A 23,176-nucleotide genomic window follows, 5' to 3' on the forward strand; every position below is an offset into this window, starting at 1 on the left:
AGCGCCTTTGGCAACCGATGCAGCGCAGAACACCTTGAGGCGAAAAACATGGCCCTAGAATTGGGACAGGCATTGGGGAAGTTAGCATGTTTTGGCAAAAGCTGAAATGGCGGCGACAGGGTGTGTATCTGCTGTTGTTTCTCCTGGGGCTGTTAATTGCTGCAGTGGTGTTCACCCAATTGCGATCGCACCCCATTATCCGCCCTTCCCTAAGCCCGCTGCCTCAACATCCGCAAATTGCGGTACACATGAATCACTCCCAAGCCCACAGTTACCAAGAACCCTATCGCCCCTATACCCGTGAAGGGGAAGACCTTGAGGCAATCATGATTGAGCAGATTGCTAAGGCACAAAAGACCATTGATGTGGCGGTGCAGGAGTTTCGCCTCCCGAATCTGGCAAAGGCGCTAGCAGCACGGCAGCGGGCAGGCGTACGGGTACGGGTGGTAATGGAGAATACCTACACTGCCCCTTGGGCAAAATACAGTGCTGCTCAAGTCAGTGCCATGGATCCGAGGATGCGGGAGCGCTATAACGACTGGAAGGCGCTTGTGGATACCAACGGCGATGGCCAACTCAGTGCAGCGGAATTGAGCGATCGCGACGTGCAGACCATTCTCAACGAGGCGAAGATTCCTTGGATTGATGACACTGCCGATGGCTCCAAGGGCAGCATGCTCATGCACCACAAGTTTATTGTGATAGACAATCGTCAAGTGATTGCAACTACGGCGAACTTTACCCTCAGTGATGTCCACGGTGACTTGGCACGACCGGATACCCGTGGCAATGCCAACTCCCTTTTAGTGATTGATAGCCCCGCCGTGGCACGCCTATTTACCGAGGAATTTAACATCATGTGGGGCGATGGCCCCGGTGGTCAGCCCAACAGTCGCTTTGGGGTCAAAAAGCCGGTGCGTCCCCCCCAACGGGTGCCTGTGGGCGATGCCATAGTCATGGTGCGCTTTTCGCCGACCCCGCGATCGCAACCCTGGGCGGCCTCTACAAACGGCCTCATTGGTCAAATCCTGAGTCGCAGTCGCCAAAGAATTGATATGGCGCTCTTTGTCTTCTCGGATCAGGAACTGTCCAACGTTTTAGAGGAACGCCATGACCAAGGGGTAAAAATTCGTGCCCTCATTGATGCCGGATTTATCTACCGTGACTTTAGCGAAGCCCTCGATATGATGGGAGTGGCGATGGCGAATACGGCTCAAGCCCGTCAAGGTAACTGTTACTACGAAACCGGTAACCGCCCCTGGCAAAACCCCATTCAAACGGTGGGCACTCCCCTACTACCGGAGGGGGATAAGCTGCACCATAAGTATGGCGTTATTGACGATCGCACCGTGATTGTGGGTTCCCACAACTGGTCAGAAGCAGCCAATCGCGGTAACGATGAATTTTTGCTGGTGATTGAGCATCCCACGGTAGCAGCTCACTATGAACGGGAGTTTGAGCGGCTCTATAGCAATAGTCGTCTGGGTCTACCGCAACACACTCGCGATCGCCTCCAGCAACAGTTGACCGCCTGTGGCGGTAATATTGCCACCCGACTTGCCCCCTCTTCCGCAAATCGTGCCCGCACGCCTACCTCACGGGTCAATTTGAACACAGCTACTGCGGCTGAACTGGAGACCCTACCGGGCGTCGGACCAAAACTAGCGGCCGAAATTATCCGTGCCCGCGAGCAAAAGCCTTTTAATTCCTTGGCGGATCTAGATGCCGTCCCCGGTGTTGGGCCGAAGCTCCTGGAACGCCTGCGCGATCGCGTGACATGGTAACGGCCTAAATCACGCTTAACAAATCACACTTCCTAAGTCACACTTAACTAACTAAGTCACACTTAGTAAGTCACAAGGGTGGTAATTGGCACGTCGGGAAGCTTTTGCCGTCCCTCTAAGTCCGTCAGCTCCACAATAAAGGCAAAGCCATGGAGTTCGCCTTGCGCTTTCTGAATCAGGCCCGCCGCCGCTGCCGCTGTGCCCCCTGTGGCAATCAAGTCATCGACAATTAGCACTCGCCGCCCCGGTTCGATAGCATCCTGGTGCATTTCCAAGCGATCGCGCCCGTATTCAAGTTCATACTCCACCGCATAGACAGGAGCACAGAGCTTACCGGGTTTGCGCAGAGGGATGAAGCCTGCTCCCAGGTGGTAGGCCAAAGGGGCGCCGAAAATAAAGCCGCGGGACTCAATGCCAGCCACATAGTCAATGCCAGCATTGGCGTGTTTTTCCACCAGTTGATCAATGACGTAGCGCAGCCCCGCCTGATTTTGCAGTAGTGTTGTTAAATCCCGAAACAGAATGCCGGGCTTAGGGAAGTCTGGAACATCGCGAATCAGGGATTTGAGATCCATAGGGTAATGTATTTCCAATCAGTTCAGAAGCATCCTATCTCAGATCCTGTCTAACGCCAAAAGTAGTGGGCAACAAAGATAACCGCCAATCCCCAGAGGGCGGGGTGCACTTCTCTGCCTTTCCCTGCAGCTAATTTGACGATTGGATAGCTAATAAATCCCACCCCTAGCCCCTCACTGATGGAGTAGCTCAAGGGCATCACTAACACCACCAAAAAAGCGGGGATCGCCTCCGTCAGATCAGACCAAGGAATCTCTGAGAGCGATCGCGCCATAAAAACACCCACCAGTACCAACGCCGGTGCCGTGGCAAAACTGGGAATAGCCGTCGTAATCGGCAAAAACAGTAGTGAGAGCAAGAACAACCCCCCCACCATCAGTGCCGTCAGCCCTGTCCGTCCACCCACAGCAATGCCCGCTGCCGATTCAATATAGGTGACCACGGTGGAGGTGCCAAAGAGGGCGCCAACAATTGTTCCTACTGCATCCGCCATAAAGGCTCCCAAGGCGCGGGGAAAATGCCCTTGCGGATTGAGAAACCCTGCCTGTACCCCCACCGCTGAAAGGGTGCCTACGGTGTCGAATATATCGGTAAAAAGCAGAACCAGCGTCACTAAGAGAAAAGACCCCACCTGCTGCGGTTGCAATTGTCGAAAGCCCACCAAGGCTTGACCAAAGAGATGGGAGGGCCATTGTGGCCATTGGAGGAAACCCGTTGGCCAAGGGGCAGCCCCCACTAGCCATGCAGCTAAGGCAGTGATCATCACCCCCCAAAAAATTGCCCCCCGCACCTCCTTGGCACAGAGAAAGGCCGTCAAAAGAATCCCAAGGGCAGCGAGGATGGGTGGCCATGTGTGAAAAGTGGTGAGTTTTGTTTTCGTAGCCGCATCAGCGATGATAATTCCAGCATTGCCAAGGCCAATGTAGGCGATAAATAGCCCCACCCCGGCAGCGATCGCCACCTTCAGAGACAGAGGAATCATACTCACAATCAGCGATCGCACCCCCGTGAGGGTCAGTAGCACAAACACAATGCCCTCGAGGAGTACAGCACTCAACGCCACTGGCCAAGGCAACCCCATCTGCCCCACCACTGCAAAAGCAAAAAAGGCATTGATGCCCATGCCAGGAGCTAAGGCAATCGGATAATTCGCCCAAATCCCCATGAGGATACTGCCCACTGCCGCAGATATTGCCGTTGCAATCAGCAACTCCACCTGCAAATCCTGTGGTTGCTCAAGAAAAATTGCATTGGAAAGAATTTGCGCATTGACGGGCAAAATGTAGGCCATCGTTAGAAATGTGGTTAGCGCCGCCAGTGCCTCGGTACAGAGTGAGCTGTGTGCCTGCTGCAAATTGAAGCAAGCCCTAAACCGTGAGTACCAGCGTCCCCTCAAGCGATTACTCCTTATATGGAAGATAGATTTAATTTTGTTAATTTTGTTTACACTGCAGCCAAGGATGAATGAACTGAATAGGGCTTGGGCTTGCCCCTCAGCGCGAGATTCGCCACTTCCTACTGGGAGACTCTTGAAATGTGGCTTTCTGGGGGAAAGTGCAATAAGGAATGGAAAATAGATGTAACCAAGAGCACATTACTTTTGCCAATTTTGCCAAATCTGCGATTAAATTATATCAACTCTGTACAAAACCCAAAAGATTGAGGGCATAGTCAATTCACCATCAGCAGCAACTAAATTCTGGCAGTTAAGATATTATTCAGCCTAATTATTGATAGGGAAAAGGGCAGGAGACAAGCCAATGATCAAGAAATGGGTACGCTCACTAAAACGTCGCTATCCGCCCCTAGGGCATTGGCAGCGGCAGCGGGGGTTTACACTGCCTTTAGTCTTGGGGATGGGGCTGATCATGATCGTGGTTGCCCTGACGCTCCTCTCGCGATCGCAGCTAGATGTCACCACTGCCAGCCTCCAAAAACAAACCCAACAGGCCTTTGCCGTAGCCGAAGGGGGTATGGCCCGTACCCTTGGCTTACTCAATGGCAACTATCAGGTTCTGCTGCGCCGTACCTACAACCCCGCCACCAACACCAACTTTAACCCCCCCAGACCCTACCTCATTGATCGTTCAACAGATGCTACGAAAATTGGTCAGCCCAATACCAGCGGTCTAGCTGTTCCCTCTGTCAATGAATGGACAAAGGAAAGCCTTGGTTCCGATGCTCCCCCCTGCTTTACCCTTGACAATCTGAATACGATTCTCCTCAGCGGCACAATTGGCACCCCTGTGCAGGGCAATTACCGCCTTCTCTCCTATCTCTACGATGCGCCAACGAAAACAGGACACCTGTTGATCGAAGGCCGCTTGCCCAATGACTCACCCGCCAATGCCTTCATCTGGCAAAAGATGGTGATTACAGATCGCGCCGTCCCTTCCAACTTCCCTGGACTCTTGGCAGAAAAGATTAACCTCGGCAACAACGATGTCTTTGGCACGGTTAATGGCAATGTGATCTGCACCAATCCTAGGAACTGTATTGTCCCTGCAAGCCAGTGTAGCAATGGCCAGCCGACCCAAGAGGGACTGCGCAGTGCCGTGGGAGCGCTCAATAACTCAACTATTGAAGGAACGATCGCCATCAATAAAATTGACCTACCGCCCCTTCCTCCCCCTCCTCTACGGGTAGGTATAGATACCCTCAAAGATGGTAGCCTCGTAAATGGTAACTTGACGTCGCCACCCCCTTGGTTACCTCCCGAGCAAGTCTCTGACTTTCAGGAAGCCCTGCGACAGGCGGGGGGATACTACAGTGAAGGCGCCTACGGCGAGTTTTCCATTACAACTTCACTTAGCTTTCCCAGGCTGGACGATCGTGATCGTCCCTACATCGATCCTAACCCCGACATTCCCTTCTTTATCCCCGATCCCCTGCAACCTGGGAAGAAGATAGTCAACCCTGAAAAGGTCTATTACGCCTACCGGGTTAAGGATATCAACCTTAGCGGAAATCAAACCGTTCGGTTCGACACCAGCAACTATGCTATCCGCCTCTATGTCAGCGGCAACATCGCCCTTACAGGTCAAGCAGCGATTCAAAACATCTGTAGCTCCGATAGTTCCACCTGTGGTACCGGTGCCAATATGGGTCTTCCCAGGCGTATAGGTACACCGGATCGCCTACGGATTTATGGCAATCCTCCCGATCCCGACAATGCCAGGCCGGATCAGGTATTTACCCTCAGTGGCGGTGCTACCGCCGGCAGTCTCTTTGTCTATGCTCCGGATGCCAAAGTGGGGATTAACGGTGGCAGTAACAATCCCGATAAAGTGGGGATTAACGGTGGCAGTAACAATCCCGATATTTTCGGAGCCGTGTGGGCCAAGGAATGGAATGGCTCAAGTTCCAATAACGCTGAAATTCGGGTGCCCGATCGCCTGCCGGAAGCCTTGGGCGGTCAGTATGCCAATGCCTCAATTGTTGTGGCACGAACCACAGAGGCTAGCAACTGGAACCGCCTAGCACAGTACTAAACTTTGGAGGCAGTGTTGCAGTGTTGATGGCTCATCCTAAATTCTATTTCCACTGGCTGGTGCAGCAGCGGGGGCGCGGGTTTACCCTGGCGGAGGTCTTGGCTTCTATTTTGGTGATTGGCCTATTTACCCTAGCGGCAATGCAGGCCATTGTGGTCGCTGCCTTTTTCCAAGCCGATGCCCGTAAATTTGCCGAGGCTAGCAACTGGATCCAAGACGATCTGGAAAATATTAAAATTGTTGCCTACGACCTCTGCCAAACCCAGTATGCCCAACGCAAGCTAGCAACATCTGCTCAACCGAGTGACACTACCTTAACCCTGGCACTCATTTCACCTGGTGAAAGCGATTACGATCAAGCCATGCCTCCAGAGTATCGGCCCAGGGGTGCCTGTGAGGTCACTTCAGCCACGGCTGGGTTTCGAGTGGGCGATCGTGTTCTCATTGGTTCGGACGCGGGCACACGCCGCATTGTCTCTATATCAACACCCAACACCATTACCTTAGACTCGCCAGTAGGGGTCTATCGGGGGGTGGGGACTCGTGTCTATGCCCGCTGTCGGATTCAGCCCAATGAAACCAATGGCATTGATGGTGGCTTTGGCGCCTACCTGCAAACCTTGATTCCACCGATGAATAGCAGCAATAATAGTCGCCCCATTGTCAATGAGACGTATACGATGACGCGCACACTGACTACCCGTGCCCAAGCACCCTTCCAAACTTTAGAGCTGGCCTATGCTGTGCGCAATAGTAGGAATCGCATTGTTGCTCAACTATCAACCGAGGTGGTGCCCAATGCATTTTTTCGCTGTCCATAAGCAGGGCATGACCCTGATTGAAATCCTGATTGTGCTGACGGTGGCCGTTATTTTAGCGCTGGCTATCACCCCTAGCTTTCTTTATTGGCTGGAAACGCAGCGGGTCAACCAGGCCCTTGATAGCTTAGAGGGGGCACTGCGGGAAGCACAGCGGGAAGCGATGCGGCGCAATCAAACCTGTCGGGTAGCCATTAATACCGGCGTCAATCCCATCATTGCCGGCCAGCCACCCCAATGTCTGCCCAATGGTCCGCGCCAACTGCAACATGTGACCCTGCGTCGCAATGATGGAACTGCCTCAGTGCAGTTTGGCTTTCAGGGGCGCACCAGTAGTACCGGTACGATTGTGATTGCTGCCACCAATCATCCGACCCTTCAACGCTGTTTGGTGGTTTCCTTGGGGTTGGGCATCATGCGCACCGGCAATTACGTTGAAACCGACACCACGGGTACAACTGCCGATAACTGTCGAGAGCGCAATTAAGGATCAGCAAGATGCAAGGTTGGCGCAGAGGCGATCGGGGCTTTACACTGACGGAGCTACTTGTGGCGGCTGCCGTTGGCGGTATTGTGGTGGCCATGAGTGGTTGGGCAATGGTAGCCATTCTGCAAAACAATCGCCGTATTGAAGAACAGGCAACTACCCGCATGAACCTGAGCCGTGCCCTTGACTTTATCTCCGATGACATTCGCTCAGCCATTCGCATTTCAACAACGGCACCCTCAGATTGGACAATTCCCAGTGGTGGCTACCAGTTGGTAATGTTTATCGAAAAACCAACAGATAACCTCGAGGAGCAGGAGAACGGCAATTTGGCCAGCACAACTCGTGTGGCCTACTACACTCGCCCCAAGACGAGTAGTGTGGTGTGGCGAGGCCCGATAATTCTCTATCGCCAGAAAATTGGCGATTCGACCCCCAATGCGCTCATTGATGGCATTGCCAACACCAGCCCCACCTGCACTAATAACTTGCCGGGTGCAATTGATAGTGGCACCAACAAGGGTGGATTTCGGGTTTTTGTGCAGCATAACCGTAACGTCAAGCTGTGTATTGCTGGTTTGGTGGCGTCAACAGGTGTTGTTTACCAAGCGGATACCCTCGCAGCGGTGCGATCCGGATCTGCTACTCCCTAGAGACAGCGCCGAGTCTTGAGACTCCCTATTTTAGGGCAGTGGCGGTGCGCTGGCAGTTCAAGTGATTGGCGCAGAGGTTGCAATTTGTCTCATTCTCTTTGCATTGTGAGCGAACTCTAACACTGATCGCTCCAAAGGTTTCCCGGTTGGTCATTCTTGATAGGGGAGGACAGGCGCGATCGCAAGCGGGAGTGTAGGATAGGGAAGGCGTCATTTAAACTATTTGGCTGCATTGTCCCTATGCCTCGTCGTACCGACATTTCAAAGATTCTCATGATTGGTTCGGGTCCCATTGTCATTGGTCAGGCCTGTGAATTTGACTATTCGGGCACCCAAGCCTGTAAGGCATTGCGCGAGGAAGGGTACGAGGTGGTCTTGATTAACTCCAACCCCGCCACCATCATGACGGATCCCGAGATCGCCGATCGCACCTACATTGAGCCGCTCACCCCGGAAATGGTGGAAAAGGTCATTGCCGCTGAACGCCCCGATGCCCTGCTGCCCACAATGGGAGGACAAACGGCGCTGAACATAGCGGTAGCGCTGGCCAAATCCGGTGTCCTCGATCGCTATGGGGTGGAGTTGATTGGCGCCAAATTGCCCGCTATTGAGATGGCCGAGGATCGCAAGCTCTTTAAGGAGGCCATGCAGCGAATTGGCGTGGGGGTGTGTCCGTCGGGCTTGGCCAATACCCTGGAAGAGGCGCGGGCGATCGCCCAAGAGATTGGGGTTTATCCCCTGATTATTCGACCGGCTTTTACCCTAGGGGGCACCGGTGGCGGCATTGCCTACAACCAAGAAGAATTTGAAGAAATTGCCGCTGCTGGTCTCGATGCCAGTCCTGTCTCGCAAATTCTCATTGAGCAGTCCCTCATTGGCTGGAAAGAATACGAGCTGGAAGTGATGCGGGACATGGCTGATAACGTGGTCATCATCTGCTCCATTGAGAACCTGGACCCCATGGGCATCCACACCGGCGACTCGATCACCGTTGCCCCGGCCCAAACCCTGACGGACAAAGAATACCAGCGGCTGCGGGATGCCTCGATCAAAATTATTCGTGAAATTGGTGTAGAGACCGGCGGATCGAACATTCAGTTTGCTGTTAACCCCGAAACTGGGGAAGTGATTGTCATTGAAATGAATCCCCGGGTTTCCCGTTCTTCGGCACTGGCCTCAAAGGCAACAGGCTTTCCCATTGCCAAAATCGCAGCAAAATTGGCTGTGGGCTATACGCTGCCGGAAATCCCCAACGACATTACCCAAAAAACTCCCGCCAGCTTTGAACCCACGATTGACTATGTGGTTACCAAAATTCCCCGCTTTGCCTTTGAAAAGTTTCCCGGCTCCCCGCCCGTCCTCACTACCCAAATGAAGTCTGTGGGTGAAGCCATGGCCATTGGCCGCACCTTCCAAGAGTCCTTGCAAAAAGCCCTGCGATCGCTGGAAATAGGTCGAGCCGGCTGGGGGTGCGATCGCCCCGAAAAACTCCCTAGCCTTGAGCAACTGCGGGGGAAACTGCGCACGCCAAATCCAGATCGCATCTTTGCCATTCGCCACGCCTTCCTCTTGGGGATGACCGTTGAGGAAGTTTATGAACTAACGGCCATTGATCCGTGGTTTTTGCGGCAGATGCAGGGACTCCTAGAAACAGAGAAATTTCTTAAGCGCAGCAAACTGGAGCAACTCACGGCCGATGATCTCTGGCGGATCAAGCAACAGGGCTTTAGTGATGCCCAAATTGCCTATGCTACGAAAACCACTGACGATCAGGTGCGGACCTATCGCCAATCCTTGGGTGTCATTCCCGTCTATAAAACTGTAGACACCTGTGCCGCCGAGTTTGAGGCTTATACCCCCTACTACTACTCCACCTACGAGCGACCTGTGGAGCAAATTAACCCTGAGAGCGGCGACGTTGAGCTGCTACCGCCACAATCGGAAGTGCTGCCCCCCCGCAAGCCGCGGGTGATGATTCTAGGATCAGGGCCGAACCGCATTGGCCAAGGAATTGAATTTGATTACTGCTGCTGCCATGCTGCCTACGCGCTGCGGGCCGATGACTATGAAACCATCATGGTCAACTCCAACCCTGAGACGGTTTCTACTGACTACGACACCAGCGATCGCCTCTACTTTGAACCTCTGACTAAGGAAGATGTCCTCAACATTATTGAAGTAGAGCGGCCCGTCGGCATCATTATTCAGTTTGGCGGTCAAACCCCCCTCAAGCTGGCGTTACCCTTGCAACGGTACCTTGAACAGCAGGGCGATCGCCTCGGAACCCAAATCTGGGGCACTTCACCTGACTCCATTGATATTGCTGAGGACCGCGAACGTTTCGAGAAAATTTTGCGGGAGCTCAACATCCCCCAACCCCCCAACGGCACTGCTCGCAGTTATGCCGAAGCCCTGAGCATTGCCCAGCGGATTGGCTATCCAGTGGTGGTGCGCCCCAGTTATGTGCTCGGTGGTCGCGCAATGGAAATTGTCTATTCCAATGGGGAACTGGAACACTATATGAACGCAGCGGTGCAGGTGGAGCCAGAGCGACCCATCCTCATTGATAAGTATCTGGAAAACGCAATTGAAGTGGATGTGGATGCCATTGCCGATGCAACGGGCAGGGTAGTCATTGGTGGGATTATGGAACACATCGAGCAAGCGGGGATTCACTCTGGGGATTCTGCCTGTAGCTTGCCCACCCAATCGCTGTCTCCTGCGGTTTTGGAGACCATCCGCACCTGGAGTATTGCCCTTGCCAAGGCGCTCAAAGTGGTGGGGCTGATGAACCTCCAACTGGCAGTACAAGGGGAGCAAGTCTATATTTTGGAGGCCAACCCGCGGGCCTCCCGGACGGTGCCCTTTGTCTCGAAGGCGATCGGCATTCCCCTGGCTAAAGTTGCTGCTCGGCTGATGTCAGGGAAAACCCTGGCGGAACTCAATTTCCTCAATGAGAAGATTCCCAACCATGTCGCCGTCAAGGAAGCTGTCCTCCCCTTTGAAAAATTTGCCGGTACCGATACAGTGCTAGGGCCAGAAATGCGCTCCACGGGTGAGGCCATGGGGATTGATATGACCTTTGGGGCTGCCTATGCCAAGTCCCAACTGGCAGCCAATCAAAGGTTACCTTTGCAGGGAACCGTTTTTGTGTCGATGGGCGATCGCGACAAAGCAGCAATTGTGCCTGTGGTTCAAGAGTTGCAGTCTCTTGGCTTTCAGATTATTGCCACTGAAGGAACCCGCAATGCCTTGCTTGAGGCAGGGCTGAGCAATATAGAACTCATCCTCAAGCTCCATGAAGGGCGTCCCCATGTCCTCGATGCCATTAAAAATGGGCAAATTCACCTGATTCTGAATACACCCTCCGGTCAGGAAGCCCGTACCGATGCCCAATTGATTCGTCGCACTGCCCTTGCCTATAAAATTCCGATTGTGACGACGATTGCCGGTGCGAAGGCAACGGCTGCCGCCATTAAAACCCTGCAAACCTCAACCCTAGGGGTACGGGCACTTCAAGACTACCATCGGGTGGAATGCTAAACATTGGTTTTGGCAATTACGTCTCACCGCAGCGCCTGCTGGCGATCGTGAGTCCTGACTCTGCCCCGATCAAACGCCTGATTCTTGAGGCACGGGAGCACCATCATCTCATTGATGCCACCCACGGGCGGCGAACTCGTGCCGTACTGGTGTTGGATGGCGAGATGATCGTCCTCTCAGCCTTACATCCTGAAACACTAGTGGCACGCCTCAGTCCACCCGCCTAGCCACGGTGTGCAAGGGCCAACTTCCCCCTCGCGAAAGCTGATATCTAAAATTTCCCTTGCAGGGCGCTTTCACAGCGATCGCACAACTGGGGATGCAAGGCGGATTGTCCCACACTTTCAGAATAATTCCAGCAGCGGACACATTTCTGACCTTGGGCATGGCCAACGCCAATCCATAGCCCCTCCGCTTCAAGAACATAGGGCACGTCCACCGCTTGCCGTTGCGGCATCAGCTCCACCTGGGACACCAAGAAGAGATAGCGCAGTTCATCCACCCCATTACCCCTGAGGGCGTCCCTGGGATTCATCTGTGCGAGGCGATCGCGCCATTCAGAATCGGCAATGTAGAGCCACACTTTTGCCTCCAAAGAAGAGCCAATCAGCTTTTCTGTACGGGCCTGTTCGAGCACCTTGTTCACTTCGAGGCGCAATTGCCGCAGGTGTTGCCACTCACTAGCTAGCCCCGGATCGTGCCACTGGGCCGGAAGCTCTACCCAACCACTTTGAAACACTGAAAGATAGGGGGTTTTGAAGGGTAAATGCTGCCAAATATCCTCGGCTAAGTGGGGGAGCACTGGGGCAATGGCACGGGCTAAGTTTTGAACGGCAATGGCAAGTACGGTTTGACAACTGCGGCGGCGATCGCTCGTGGCGGCACTGATGTACAACCGATCCTTGGCAATATCGAGATAAAAGTTCGAAAGATCAACAACACAAAGATTTTGAATGGTTTGGAAAAAGCGATAGAACTGAAAGCTATCAAAGGCCGCAGTCACTTCACTGAAGACTTCGTGCAGTCGATGCAGCATATAGCGATCCAAGGCCGGCAGTTGAGCATAGGGAATGGCATCCTGATTGGGGTTAAAGTCGTGGAGATTCCCTAGGAGAAAGCGAGCCGTGTTACGAATCTTGCGATAGACGTCCGCCAACTGCTTGAGAATATTTTTACCAATGGGCACATCGTTGGCGTAGTCCACGGAGGAAACCCACAGCCGCAGTACATCGGCACCATAGGGAGGGTCTTGCTTCTGGTTTTTACCCCCCTCGATCACTTCGCGGGGATCCGTGACATTGCCGAGGGACTTGCTCATTTTTCGCCCCTGCTCATCGAGGACAAAGCCGTGGGTCAGGACGGCCTTGTAGGGAGCTTGACCTTTAACGGCAACCCGTGTCAGCAATGAGGATTGGAACCAGCCGCGGTGCTGATCAGAGCCTTCGAGGTAGAGGTCTGCCTGCTGATCGCCGAGAACCGCTGCCCAAGAGGTTCCGGAGTCAAACCAGACATCCATGGTGTCCGTTCCCTTTTCGTAGCGATCCGCTTGATCTCGCAGGGATTCGGGAAGCAATTCAGCAACGGAGAGTTCCCACCAAGCATCGGACCCGCGATCGCGAATAATGGCTTGCACATGGGCAATGGTTTCTGCTGTTAGCAGGGGTTCCCCGGTTTCTTTGTCATAAAAGACGGGGATGGGCACGCCCCAACTGCGCTGACGCGAAATACACCAATCGGACCGCTCCGCCACCATTGCCGTAATGCGGTTTTCCCCTTGGGCAGGAATCCACTTCACCTCAGCGATCGCCCTGAGTGCCGCATCGCGAAAGCCCTCAACGGAAGCAAACCACTGTTCCGTGGCGCGGAAGATAGTGGGTTTCTTTGTCCGCCAGTCATAGGGATACTTATGCACATAGGGTTCCTCCTTTAGGAGCGCCCCACACTCCTGCAAAGCCGCAATGACCGCTTCATTGCCTTCCTGGAGAACATTGAGACCGGCAAATGGTCCTGCTTCCGCCGTAAAGCAGCCATTCTCATCCACCGGCGACAGGATTGGCAAACCGTAGCGCTGACCGACAGCATAGTCTTCTAAGCCATGGCCAGGAGCAGTGTGCACCAGACCGGTGCCCGATTCCGTGGTCACATAGTTACCGCCAATAACAATTTTGCCCTCGCGCTCAAAGAGGGGATGGCGATAGCGCGCATTTTCCAAGTCAGCCCCTTTGGCGGTGGCCACCACCGTGAGCATGCCACCAAGGATGTCACTCAGCCGCTTTACGAGAGCCTTGGCAACAATTAAATACTTGTAGCGGCCACTGGGCTTAGCCTCTACAAGGGCATAGGTGAGATCGGGATTGACACTCACAGCCAAGTTCGCCGGAATCGTCCAGGGGGTTGTTGTCCAAATGGCAACCCCCAATTTCCCTAGGGCTTGATACCAAGCCTTGGCTAGCCCCTGGGGCAGCTCAATCACCTCAAAAGCGGCATACAGACTGCGGGAGGTGTGCCCTTCGGGATATTCCAGTTCGGCTTCGGCGAGGGCAGTTTTTGAGCTGGGACTCCAGTGCACCGGTTTCAGGCCGCGATAGATATAGCCCCGCAGCACCATTTCGCCAAAGACACCGATTTGGGCGGCCTCATAGTCGGGGGTAAGCGTCAGATAGGGGTGTGCCCAGTCGCCCCAAACCCCATAGCGCTGGAAGCTCTGCTTTTGCTCGGCGACGGTTTTGAGGGCAAATTCCTTGGCCTGTTGGCGGAGAGTGAGGGGCGTTAGCTGCGCCCGCTGTTCCGGTTTCAGGTTTTGCAGCACCTTGAGTTCAATGGGTAGGCCGTGGCAGTCCCAGCCAGGGCGGTAGTGAACCTTGCGTCCCCGCAGCAGTTGGTACTTGTTAATGATGTCCTTGAGAATTTTATTGAGGGCATGGCCAATGTGGAGGGCGCCATTGGCATAGGGGGGGCCATCGTGAAGAATAAAGACCTCCCCCGGATTCCTTTGCTGAAGCGTTTCATAAATTTGGTGCTGTGCCCAAAAGGCCTGCAATTGGGGTTCCCGTGTTGCTGCATTTGCCCGCATTTCAAACGTGGTTTGGGGCAAGTTGACGGTGTCTTTGTAGTCGGGGGTCGCATCAGTCATGGGTGGGTACAGCGGGGTATGATTGTTTCAGGGCAAGAAAAACTTGGCAATGGATTCAATTGTAGGGGAACTGTTCTGATTCACTCAAGGATGATTTCCGTTCTAGGCTTGGATCTGGGGCGCAAGCGTATTGGCGTGGCCGGGTGCGATCGCCTGGGGCAGTTGGCCGCAGGCATTACAACGATTCATCGCCGCAATTTTGCCAGTGATGTGGCGCAGCTTCGGCAGATTTGTCAAGAGCGAGGGGTGGAAAAGTTAATTGTGGGCTTGCCCTACACCCTGGATGGTCAATTGGGTTCCCAGGCCCGCCAGGTGCAACATTTGGCGGCAAAAATTGGCGCAGCCTTGAACTTGCCGGTGGAATATGTAGATGAGCGGCTCACCTCCTTTCAAGCGGCGGAAATCCTTAAACAACGCCGGCGATCGCCCCGTCAGCACAAGGACTTAGTGGATCAAATTGCCGCTGCCCTGATTTTGCAACAATGGCTCGATACCCGTTTGCAAACCGCAAGATCAACACTGGCACCCCCTGACCCCCAGCTATAACTGATAATTAATTTGTAATTATTGTAATTTTATTGTAATTAATTTGTATATTCCCAAATGACTGGGCACGATCCACAACTGAGCTACCATGCACGGGGCTGAAACTGCGTATCATTGAGAATCACCACCCCGTCTCCCGACTGTGCCAACACAAACCATCCCTGCCGATAGGCATAGCGAGCTACCTCAGGCGGCACAATCATCCCCGCCACTGCTCCCAAGAGTCTGGTGTCACGATACTGGTGAGCCAAACGACGAAATTTAGCAATGCGCTCTAGATGCTCATCCACATCCCCTTGGCTCAGTTTCGTTTTTACCTCGACGAGAACCGCTTCATCTGTATTGACCACCAGCAGATCAACTTCTAAACTCTCGTTGCCATCTTGGAGAATGACATCGCTGTAAAGTTGAGAGACGGCAATTCCTCGATTTTGAAATAAACGTAGTACCGCTGGTCGTACCTGCCATTCCACAAACTCTCCTAGACGATTGCCCAGTTTCCCCAGTTGCTGGTTGAGTTGACGAGCTTCTTCCCGCAGCAATCGCTCCGTTTCTTGGAAACGTCGGTCAGTTTCCTGAAATCGCCGATCCGTTTCTTGAAAGCGGCGTTCCGTTTCTTGAAAGCGACGTTCCGTTTCCTTTTGAGCTTCTAACAGCTCCCCTAATAATCGCCAAACATCTTCAGGGGTGTATGGCTTTGTCATTGCTTGATTGACGGGATTAATTTACTGGGCCTTGCTTGAAAGCTGCGCACCTTGAGTGAGGAAATGAAAAGGGGACTTAGAAAACATCTTTTATCTTAAATCCTTTTAAATCCTTTGCGGTAGCATCTATCTATCACTTTCCTTTGAAATAACTCTCAATGAACCTAGAAACACTGCGCGCCTATCATGACACCTACCCTGCCCTACTGAATAAGATCTACCTCAACTATGGGGGTCAAGGGCCGCTGCACCAAGACACCTGGCAGGCTATTCGCGAAAGCGATCGCCACATTCAACAACAGGGTCCCTTTGCCAATCGGGTCTTTCCGTGGTTAAGCCAACAACTGCACAGCCTGCGCACAGCCCTAGCACAGCTATTGGGAACAACCCCAGAAACGATTGCCCTCACCGATTCGGTTACCACTGGCTGCAACATTGTTTTGTGGGGCCTCAACTGGCAAGCGGGTGATCATCTGCTGATTTCCAACTGTGAGCATCCGGGGGTAGTGGCGATTACCGAGCAATTGGCGCGGCGATTGGGGGTGGTTGTGGATCGGGTTGCCTTTTGGCCGTGGTGTGACGATGAAGTAGCCGCCATTGAAGCCCAACTCCACCCCCGCACCCGCTTAGTCGTCCTCAGTCATTTGCTGTGGAATACAGGGAAACTGTTGCCGTTGGAGAAGATTGTTGACGTTTGCCACCGTCGCGGCATCCAAGTCTTGGCGGATGGCGCCCAAAGTGTCGGCATGGTACCCCTAAATTTACCAGCCTTGGGCGTAGATTACTATGCCTTTACGGGACACAAGTGGTGCTGTGGGCCCGCAGGACTCGGAGGGCTCTATATTCGGCGCGATCGCCTAGCCACATTGGAACCCACCTTTATTGGCTGGCGCAGCATTCATCAGACCCGTGATGCCCAACCGGCGGGCTGGAAGGAGGATGCCAGTCGCTTTGAGGTGGCCACAACCGCCTTTTCCTTGGTACCGGGGCTAATGACTGCCCTGCGAGTGCATGATCAATGGGGGACCGCCCAAGGGCGATATGAGCGCATTTGTGAGCTGAGCCATCACCTCTGGCAACGGTTACGGGGTATGGTGGGTTTGACCTGTCTTAGTCCTGTGCCGCCCCCCTCCGGCTTGGTAGCCTTTCAGCTGGCCAATGGTCAGCATCGCCAATTGGTACAAGACCTTGAGGCAGAGAATATCTTGGTGCGGGAATTGCTCTATCCTCCCTCGGTGCGTGCCTGTGTCCATTACTTTACGTTGCCGGAGGAGAGCGATCGCTTTGTTGCTGGCCTAGAACGGTGGCTTCAGAATCATCCTTAGGAAGCTGAGGAATTGAAAGAATTGAATTAGAGCGATTCTCCAATGACCTACCCTATTGGCCAAAGCTCAACAGGAAAATTGTGCTTGCCGTGCGGCAATGTCAGCGATCGCCTGCTTGAGAATGCGATGCTCCTGGACTTGAATGCGGGCATGGAGGGTTGCAGGGGTATCATCGGGGAGAACAGGCACCGCTGCCTGAACCAAAATCGGGCCACTATCCACTTCCTCTGCCACCAGATGTACCGTACAGCCCGTAATCTTGACGCCAGCAGCAAGGGCCTGCTCAACGGCATGCAGCCCGCGAAAACTGGGCAGCAAACTAGGATGCAGGTTAATGACCCGCTGGGGATAGGCATTCAGCAGTACCGGTGTAACAATGCGCATCCAACCGGCCATGACCACCCACTCTACTTCATAGGCCTTGAGGGTTTCGACAATGGCGGCATCCAGACTTTCACGGTTGGGATAGTGGCGATGGTTAAGGAGAACGCTAGGAATTTGCCACTGTTTTGCTCGCTCGGCCACAAAGGCGTTGGGATTGTTGTAAATCAACACTTGAATCTGGGCAGCTAGTTCACCAGCGGCGATCGCCTCCGCAAGGGCAGCAAAATTGGACCCACTCCCGGAGGCCAACACTCCCAATCGCAGGGGGCGGCAAGGAAGAGTATTTTCGGGTGCCGCTGGCACAACCAGAGCCTCACTCGACATGACGGGCATGGCGGATTTCGCTGTTCAATAATTCTAAAGCCTTGGCCACCATTGGATCCGTGGGTCGTGCCACCAAGTTAGGATTGAGGCGCAATTCCAGATCGCTCCTGGGATCGCCCGTCACCAGCACATCGGGAGTGATGCCCGCCCCTGTAATATCCCGACCCTTGGGGGTCAGATAGCGCGCCACCGTCACCAGGAGGGCAGACCCATCCCCCAGTTCATGAACCGCTTGGACGCGCACCTTACCAAATGTAGGCGTGCCCACAACGACTGCTCGCCCCTGATCCTGCAAAGCACCCGCCAAAATTTCACTGGCACTGGCAGAGGCCTGATTCACTAAAACCACAAGGGGCAACTGAGTCAAGGCACGTTGGCGGGCACGAATTGTCTCTTCCCGCTGGTTTTGTTGAATGCGCACGATTACCCCAGAATCCAGCCATTGGCGGCTAATTTCAATCCCTGCTTCGAGGAGTCCACCCGGATTATGGCGCAGATCCAGGATAAAGCCTTGCACCTTCTCCCGTTGTAAGATTTCGATCGCCTCTTGCATCTGTTGATGGGAGCGGCTATTAAAACCACTGAGGCGGATGTAGCCCACACGGGGAGAGTTGAGGATTTGAAAATTCACCGTACGGGGAATCTCGCCAGCGCGCGTCAATTCAACACTAAAGGGTTGAGGCCTGCCCTCACGGCGCACCAGCAGATGCAACTTGCTGCCCGCCGGCCCCCGCAGCATCAATGTCGCCCGCTCCAATGTTAAGCGATCGCTACTACGACCATTGATAGCTAGAATTTCATCCCCCACCTTCAGATCGGCCCTGGCCGCCACCGACCCCGCTTCAATGGCCTGAATGCGAAAGAGTTCCCCCGACTCCACGAGGGCAAGACCCACATCCACCTGCTGGCCTTGGGTTTGCAGGAGCAGTTGACGGTACTCTTGAGGGGGCAGAAAGCGGGTGTAGGGATCATTGAGACGGACAAGGGTTTGCTGAATCACCCGATAGGCAGCTTCGCGATCTCCATAGGATCGGGAGAGCAATTCCTGACGAAGGGCCTGCCAGTCAAGACGATTAAAGCTGCGATCTAGATAGCTTCTATAGATAATTTGCCACGCCTCATCCACCAAGGCCTTGGGGGCATCCTTGAGCGTAGAGGTACCCGCCACTGCTGGCGGCATCCCCAATAGCGCAACACCCACTCCCAAAAGTGCCCAGTGTTTCACCCGCCAAATCCATCTAAAACGCCTCGCTCCTATTTATTCTATCGTTCCCCCATAAAAAATCCCCCTCACGGGGAGGGGGAAGGCATTAAAAGCTAGAAGCTAAAGGTCGTGCGGATAGCACCCACAACAATGGCATCGTTATTTGAGTTACTGTTGGGGTTAAAAATGGCAATTACCCCCGGCGTCACCGAGAGATTCTTGGAGACGGCAAAGCGGTAAAAGCCCTCTAGGTGATAGGAATTAAACTGAGTGTAGCTCTCTCCAGGAACACTCGGGACATTGGTAATGCTGATGAGCTGCGGCGGCTGACCAAAGACCAAGCCCGCCAAGTCGCCCTTGCGCCAGAGGTCTGGCGAAGCAAAGGTAATAGCCCAGTTGACGATCTCCGCTTCGCGCCGTGGTCCTGCCAGTCGCACCTGATAGACGTTGGCGTAGCCAGCCCAGCCTGCCAGATTCAACTGCTTAATCGGCCGGTAGGTAAACTGGAAACCCACTGAATCAGCCGCCTGAGCAGCCACACCAAGAGGAATAAGATTAAGAGGATTCGCTGCAGAGCGCGCAAGCGAACTCCCTGTACCCCCAAAGGGATCTAAACCGTAGGAGTGGGTGTAGGTGACCCCGAGGGCTAAATTCTTAATGGGTTGAACATCCACCTGCGCCAGAGCCGCATAGGCACCGTCAAAGAAGCCATTCAAACCATTGTTAGCGTTTGCATCGGGATCATTTGCAAATGGGGCAAGGTAGCCCACGTTAAGGGTAACGCCCGTACCGCGCTTTTTGTTTTGCAGAACGTTGTACTTAAAGGTCACGCCCGCCGCAGTGACACCGCTGCCTGCGCGGTAGATGGGGTTAAAGCGGCCAAAGCGAGACAGGGCACCGGTGTCACTGGATTGTAGGAAGGGATTGAAGTTATTGATGTTGTCGTTGAACTCACCCCCTGCAAAGTCAAGAATCATCTGACCCCGAGAGGTCACCGGGAAGCTGTAGAATGCTTTTTGCAGCTCAAATTGGTTACCGGTAGTGCCATCATAGCCGAGGCGCCCCATGTTGGTACTCGTTAATGCTAATCCTGAGTAGGGAATAATATTGGCTGCCGCCAACCGCAACCGCAGACGGTCTTTGCCGTAGAAGCTGGTATCAAAGTTCAGGCGTACGCGGGTGTTAGCAACAACGTTGGTCTGGACTGTTGCTTGAGGTCCAGGTGCTCCGGGACGCAGCGCTTGGCCCTCCGTCAACACATCTGAAATGTTGAAAATTACCGTGGCATTGAGTTTCGTGAGGGTTGCAAATTGCCGTGCTTCCAACTGAGCAGTGCGAGCCTCTAGCTTATCTACCCGACCGCGCAGGGTCGCCAATTCAGCCTTGAACTCATCCATCAGGCGCCGCAGGGTGGCGAGGTCTTCCTTGGTGGCAAAGCGATCGCTGATTACGTCCAAGCAGGCGTTCAAAGCCGCAGCCATTTCATAACGGGTGGCTGCCCGATTACCCCGGAAAGTGCCATCGGGATAGCCGGCAATACAGCCGTATTTCTCTACCAGTGACGCCAAGGCTTGATAGGCCCAATCGGTGGGGCTGACATCCGAAAGCTGGGACACAGAAGTCACTTGCCCCATAGTGGAGGTGGCAGCATCATCTACCTTTAGATTCGCCACCGAGGGTAGGGGCAGCTTGTTACCGTGGTTCTGAGCAATTAACGTCGTGTTTTGGGGCAGCGGGGTTAAGGATTCAGCCGCTGCGGTTGGGGCTGGCAACTGTGCACCACCAGAATTAGCCGCTACAGTATCGGCTGCCATAGCCGACCCTACAAAGGTTCCTAACAACACAGCAGGGGAGGCCAAGGCCAAGCCTAGGAAAATACGGGACATAACGCTGTACTCCTTCACTCCTCAATGAGCTTCTCCTAGGGAATGAATCCCTAAGAATAGATTTTGTTCATCCTAACCGAGATGAGCGCTAAAGTTATCCATCTGCTAGTAGGCTGAGCTATCAGACTTACCGACAGAGACTTTAGCGCATCTCATAGAAACTATCCCCTAAAGGATAGGGATAGTTAATTAACAGCCAAATTCTAACACCGTATTTGTTGGCTCAAGGTTATCTCAAGGTTAAAAGTGGTTTAAGAATAGGCTGCTTCAAGGTTTAGATGAATTTTTTTGGGCTTCAGCGCGACTCCAGCCACTGCCAACGGATTGACCAATTCCCTGCAAAATGCCTCGGCCAATCAGCCCCAAACCGCGACCAATCACCTGCGTCAGCAGATAGACCACCCCCTTGCCGACCCAAGCCACCACTGCACGCACTGGGGGGGCTAAAGCATCGCGAGCCTCAAGAGCCAAGGTCAGAGCGTAGGGAATCCCTTCTAGTTGCATCAGTTCCTTTTGACGGGGGACAGTCAGCGCCAGTTCCTGAATCCCTCGCTCCGTTAGCCGCAGTAAAACCAAGCGACTTTCAAAGATGTTTTGCGGTTCCTTGACCCAACATTGCCAGCGGTAATGCCAAGAGAGAGCGTTGCGAAAGCGTTCTATTTCCCGCGTTGAGATGTATTGCGACTGGAAAAATGTCTGCTGAATCACCGCGCTATAGCAACACCGATTCAGGAGTGGATAGACGATGCCATTGGCAATAGTGAGCAACCAGTGATCAAGGAGGGCATCGAGGATCTCTAAGGCCGCAGCGGTGCCGTAGCGATAGGTTTGCTGATGGAGGGTGAGGGGCTGCTGGACCAGTAAATGAGCCAGCATCTCCGCCACAAACGGGATTCGCTTCAGATACACGCTGACCACGGTTTCCCTTTCTGTGAGCAATTCCTCAATGAGGTCGGCGTTACTGCCGAGGGCAAAACGATAGGGACGAAAAAACTCCCGCAGGCTCTGCTCCCACAGGTCCTGTAGTAGGGGGTTGCCCCGCTGGTGCAGAAATTCAATACTAGGGGGTGTCGCTTGTAGAGTGCGCACCAGGACATCCCACTGCCGCAGGATAGTATAGAGCAGTTCCCGCCGCTGTTGGAGGATGAGCACCTCTAGCTCCAAAGGCTGCGATGTTAGGTTCAACAGATCCGACTGCAGCCGTTGTAAGCAGCGATCCACCAGTTGGGAAATGATTTCAATCTGCGGACGCACGGGGGATGCCACCGGCCTAAGGGGTGTTTGACTTGGCTGTGGCAGGAAACGGGACACCAACCAGCGGGCGGCCCGAATTTCCCGATGGCGGCCTTCACACACAAGCCGTTCAAGGGGCGACAGGCTCGCCCGACCCAGATGCTGATCCAAAGCCTGCAACCATGCATCCATTTCCCCCAGTCCTTGCTGGAGAACCTGGTACCGCCAACGATCCCACGGATTGGGAAACAGCACCCTCAAAGGCGGCTTCGGGGGCGTTACTGTGTGAACGATTTCCCCTTGGGCAATGGCCAGAATTCCCGCCAACAGATCACTCAGCGCCGTATTGCGATGGTAAATGCCTTCGACAGCGGCCTGTTGAGCAAGGGAGACTAACTCAAGGGCAGCGGGTCGGACGGTGAGAATGATCCGCAGGGCAGGATAGTGTTGTTTCAGCCACTGCCACAGCCAAGGGGTGGTGGCATCATTGACCGTGAGTTGGGCATCACAGAGAACAATCCAAGGCGTGCGTTCCTCATCGAGGGGCGTGTTTTCCAGATAGGTGATTAGGCTGTGGCCATCGTGAAAGACCAGCGGCTCAATTCCCAACTGCTGTCGAATGCCTGTCCAGAGGCCAAGGCGGATAACATCTTCTCCTTCGACAATAATCAGGCCAAAAGTCGGGGAGGCATCAGCAGTGGTAGGAGTCATGGGCCTTTGGTGGAGACTTTGGTGGGGGTGGTAAGGGACTATTCAGGACTATTCAGATATTGACCGAGAACCCCCCTGATAAACAATTCCACAATGTTTGGCACCCACTTAACTCAACGCCAGCATGGAGATCTTTAGGGCTATCTGGAGGGAGGGCAGCGGTAGTTTCTGGGAAATTCCTTGCCAAACCGTTAGCAGCCATTGATTTTCAGCTTGCCGCACGTATTGCTCGACACAGGGGCGCTTTGGGTTAATGAGTAGATATTCCTGAGGGGTTGGAATCTGGCGATAGTCAAAAAACGTTGGCCTGCGATTCCGATTGCTATCTCTTCTTGAGCTCAGTCAGGGGCAGGGGTGAGATGCCTGATCTCTGT

17 protein-coding genes are annotated in these 23,176 nt (G+C 53.8%); 9 read left to right on the forward strand and 8 right to left on the reverse strand.

Translation table 11 applies throughout. The annotated features are described in order from the left end of the window. Positions 1-86: 86 nt before the first annotated feature. Positions 87-1,784: a DUF655 domain-containing protein gene (locus NK55_RS09050; protein ID WP_024125432.1), complete on the forward strand. Its 1,698-nt coding sequence runs from the start codon at positions 87-89 to the stop codon at positions 1,782-1,784. Positions 1,785-1,846: 62 nt separating this feature from the next. Here NK55_RS09050 and NK55_RS09055 read toward each other — a convergent pair whose 3' ends face one another. Further along, the gene (locus NK55_RS09055) at positions 1,847-2,359 is read right to left on the reverse strand and encodes an adenine phosphoribosyltransferase (protein WP_024125433.1); all 513 of its coding nucleotides are present in this window, start codon (positions 2,357-2,359) and stop codon (positions 1,847-1,849) included. Between the two features lie 50 nt (positions 2,360-2,409). Next, positions 2,410-3,714 (reverse strand): NCS2 family permease, encoded by a 1,305-nt coding sequence (locus NK55_RS09060; protein WP_225871747.1) that lies wholly within the window; start codon positions 3,712-3,714, stop codon positions 2,410-2,412. Between the two features lie 406 nt (positions 3,715-4,120). Here NK55_RS09060 and NK55_RS12485 point away from each other — a divergent pair, with 406 nt between their 5' ends. From NK55_RS12485 to NK55_RS09095, 6 genes are all read left to right on the forward strand, one after another. Further along, a complete protein-coding gene (locus NK55_RS12485; RefSeq protein ID WP_024125435.1) occupies positions 4,121-5,851 on the forward strand; it encodes a type II secretion system protein in 1,731 nt (576 codons plus the stop codon). 26 nt (positions 5,852-5,877) lie between these two features. After that, positions 5,878-6,672, forward strand: coding sequence for a prepilin-type N-terminal cleavage/methylation domain-containing protein (locus NK55_RS12490; protein ID WP_024125436.1), 795 nt, complete (start codon positions 5,878-5,880; stop codon positions 6,670-6,672). A gap of 7 nt (positions 6,673-6,679) precedes the next feature. Next, on the forward strand, positions 6,680-7,156 hold the full coding sequence (locus NK55_RS09080; RefSeq protein ID WP_051372837.1) for a GspH/FimT family pseudopilin: 477 nt from the start codon (positions 6,680-6,682) through the stop codon (positions 7,154-7,156). Positions 7,157-7,167: 11 nt separating this feature from the next. Next, positions 7,168-7,809, forward strand: coding sequence for a type II secretion system protein J (locus NK55_RS09085; RefSeq protein ID WP_024125438.1), 642 nt, complete (start codon positions 7,168-7,170; stop codon positions 7,807-7,809). A 240-nt stretch (positions 7,810-8,049) separates the two neighbouring features. After that, positions 8,050-11,352 (forward strand): carbamoyl-phosphate synthase large subunit, encoded by a 3,303-nt coding sequence (carB, locus tag NK55_RS09090; RefSeq protein WP_024125439.1) that lies wholly within the window; start codon positions 8,050-8,052, stop codon positions 11,350-11,352. After that, positions 11,346-11,579 (forward strand): DUF370 domain-containing protein, encoded by a 234-nt coding sequence (locus NK55_RS09095; protein WP_024125440.1) that lies wholly within the window; start codon positions 11,346-11,348, stop codon positions 11,577-11,579. Before carB ends, NK55_RS09095 begins: the two co-directional genes overlap by 7 nt. A gap of 44 nt (positions 11,580-11,623) precedes the next feature. Here the strand turns inward: NK55_RS09095 and ileS are convergent, their stop codons facing one another. After that, positions 11,624-14,485, reverse strand: coding sequence for an isoleucine--tRNA ligase (gene ileS, locus NK55_RS09100; RefSeq protein ID WP_024125441.1), 2,862 nt, complete (start codon positions 14,483-14,485; stop codon positions 11,624-11,626). A gap of 90 nt (positions 14,486-14,575) precedes the next feature. Here ileS and ruvX point away from each other — a divergent pair, with 90 nt between their 5' ends. Further along, positions 14,576-15,031, forward strand: coding sequence for a Holliday junction resolvase RuvX (gene ruvX, locus NK55_RS09105; RefSeq protein ID WP_024125442.1), 456 nt, complete (start codon positions 14,576-14,578; stop codon positions 15,029-15,031). 83 nt (positions 15,032-15,114) lie between these two features. Here the strand turns inward: ruvX and NK55_RS13555 are convergent, their stop codons facing one another. Beyond that, the gene (locus NK55_RS13555; protein WP_024125443.1) at positions 15,115-15,735 is read right to left on the reverse strand and encodes a hypothetical protein; all 621 of its coding nucleotides are present in this window, start codon (positions 15,733-15,735) and stop codon (positions 15,115-15,117) included. A gap of 158 nt (positions 15,736-15,893) precedes the next feature. Here NK55_RS13555 and NK55_RS09115 point away from each other — a divergent pair, with 158 nt between their 5' ends. Continuing rightward, positions 15,894-17,060: an aminotransferase class V-fold PLP-dependent enzyme gene (locus NK55_RS09115; RefSeq protein WP_024125444.1), complete on the forward strand. Its 1,167-nt coding sequence runs from the start codon at positions 15,894-15,896 to the stop codon at positions 17,058-17,060. Positions 17,061-17,126: 66 nt separating this feature from the next. Here NK55_RS09115 and purN read toward each other — a convergent pair whose 3' ends face one another. The 4 genes from purN to NK55_RS09135 form a co-directional block, all read right to left on the reverse strand. Further along, on the reverse strand, positions 17,127-17,777 hold the full coding sequence (purN, locus tag NK55_RS09120) for a phosphoribosylglycinamide formyltransferase (protein ID WP_041429202.1): 651 nt from the start codon (positions 17,775-17,777) through the stop codon (positions 17,127-17,129). Then, positions 17,758-18,993: a S41 family peptidase gene (locus NK55_RS09125; RefSeq protein ID WP_024125446.1), complete on the reverse strand. Its 1,236-nt coding sequence runs from the start codon at positions 18,991-18,993 to the stop codon at positions 17,758-17,760. The genes purN and NK55_RS09125 overlap by 20 nt, the downstream gene beginning before the upstream one ends. A 92-nt stretch (positions 18,994-19,085) precedes the next feature. Continuing rightward, on the reverse strand, positions 19,086-20,858 hold the full coding sequence (locus tag NK55_RS09130; RefSeq protein ID WP_024125447.1) for an iron uptake porin: 1,773 nt from the start codon (positions 20,856-20,858) through the stop codon (positions 19,086-19,088). Between the two features lie 267 nt (positions 20,859-21,125). Then, positions 21,126-22,802, reverse strand: coding sequence for a DUF3685 domain-containing protein (locus NK55_RS09135; RefSeq protein ID WP_024125448.1), 1,677 nt, complete (start codon positions 22,800-22,802; stop codon positions 21,126-21,128). Positions 22,803-23,176 lie beyond the last annotated feature (374 nt).

Origin of the sequence: Thermosynechococcus sp. NK55a, from assembly GCF_000505665.1 — a bacterium.
Lineage (GTDB): Bacteria > Cyanobacteriota > Cyanobacteriia > Thermosynechococcales > Thermosynechococcaceae > Thermosynechococcus.

Coding starts and splice junctions, on each gene's coding strand:
- NK55_RS09050 (WP_024125432.1), top strand. CDS start 87: ATGTTTTGGCAAAAGCTGAAATGGCGGCGACAGGGTGTGTATCTGCTG.
- NK55_RS09055 (WP_024125433.1), bottom strand. CDS start 2,359: ATGGATCTCAAATCCCTGATTCGCGATGTTCCAGACTTCCCTAAGCCC.
- NK55_RS12485 (WP_024125435.1), top strand. CDS start 4,121: ATGATCAAGAAATGGGTACGCTCACTAAAACGTCGCTATCCGCCCCTA.
- NK55_RS12490 (WP_024125436.1), top strand. CDS start 5,878: ATGGCTCATCCTAAATTCTATTTCCACTGGCTGGTGCAGCAGCGGGGG.
- NK55_RS09080 (WP_051372837.1), top strand. CDS start 6,680: ATGACCCTGATTGAAATCCTGATTGTGCTGACGGTGGCCGTTATTTTA.
- NK55_RS09085 (WP_024125438.1), top strand. CDS start 7,168: ATGCAAGGTTGGCGCAGAGGCGATCGGGGCTTTACACTGACGGAGCTA.
- carB (WP_024125439.1), top strand. CDS start 8,050: ATGCCTCGTCGTACCGACATTTCAAAGATTCTCATGATTGGTTCGGGT.
- NK55_RS09095 (WP_024125440.1), top strand. CDS start 11,346: ATGCTAAACATTGGTTTTGGCAATTACGTCTCACCGCAGCGCCTGCTG.
- ileS (WP_024125441.1), bottom strand. CDS start 14,485: ATGACTGATGCGACCCCCGACTACAAAGACACCGTCAACTTGCCCCAA.
- ruvX (WP_024125442.1), top strand. CDS start 14,576: ATGATTTCCGTTCTAGGCTTGGATCTGGGGCGCAAGCGTATTGGCGTG.
- NK55_RS13555 (WP_024125443.1), bottom strand. CDS start 15,735: ATGACAAAGCCATACACCCCTGAAGATGTTTGGCGATTATTAGGGGAG.
- NK55_RS09115 (WP_024125444.1), top strand. CDS start 15,894: ATGAACCTAGAAACACTGCGCGCCTATCATGACACCTACCCTGCCCTA.
- purN (WP_041429202.1), bottom strand. CDS start 17,777: ATGCCCGTCATGTCGAGTGAGGCTCTGGTTGTGCCAGCGGCACCCGAA.
- NK55_RS09130 (WP_024125447.1), bottom strand. CDS start 20,858: ATGTCCCGTATTTTCCTAGGCTTGGCCTTGGCCTCCCCTGCTGTGTTG.
- NK55_RS09135 (WP_024125448.1), bottom strand. CDS start 22,802: ATGACTCCTACCACTGCTGATGCCTCCCCGACTTTTGGCCTGATTATT.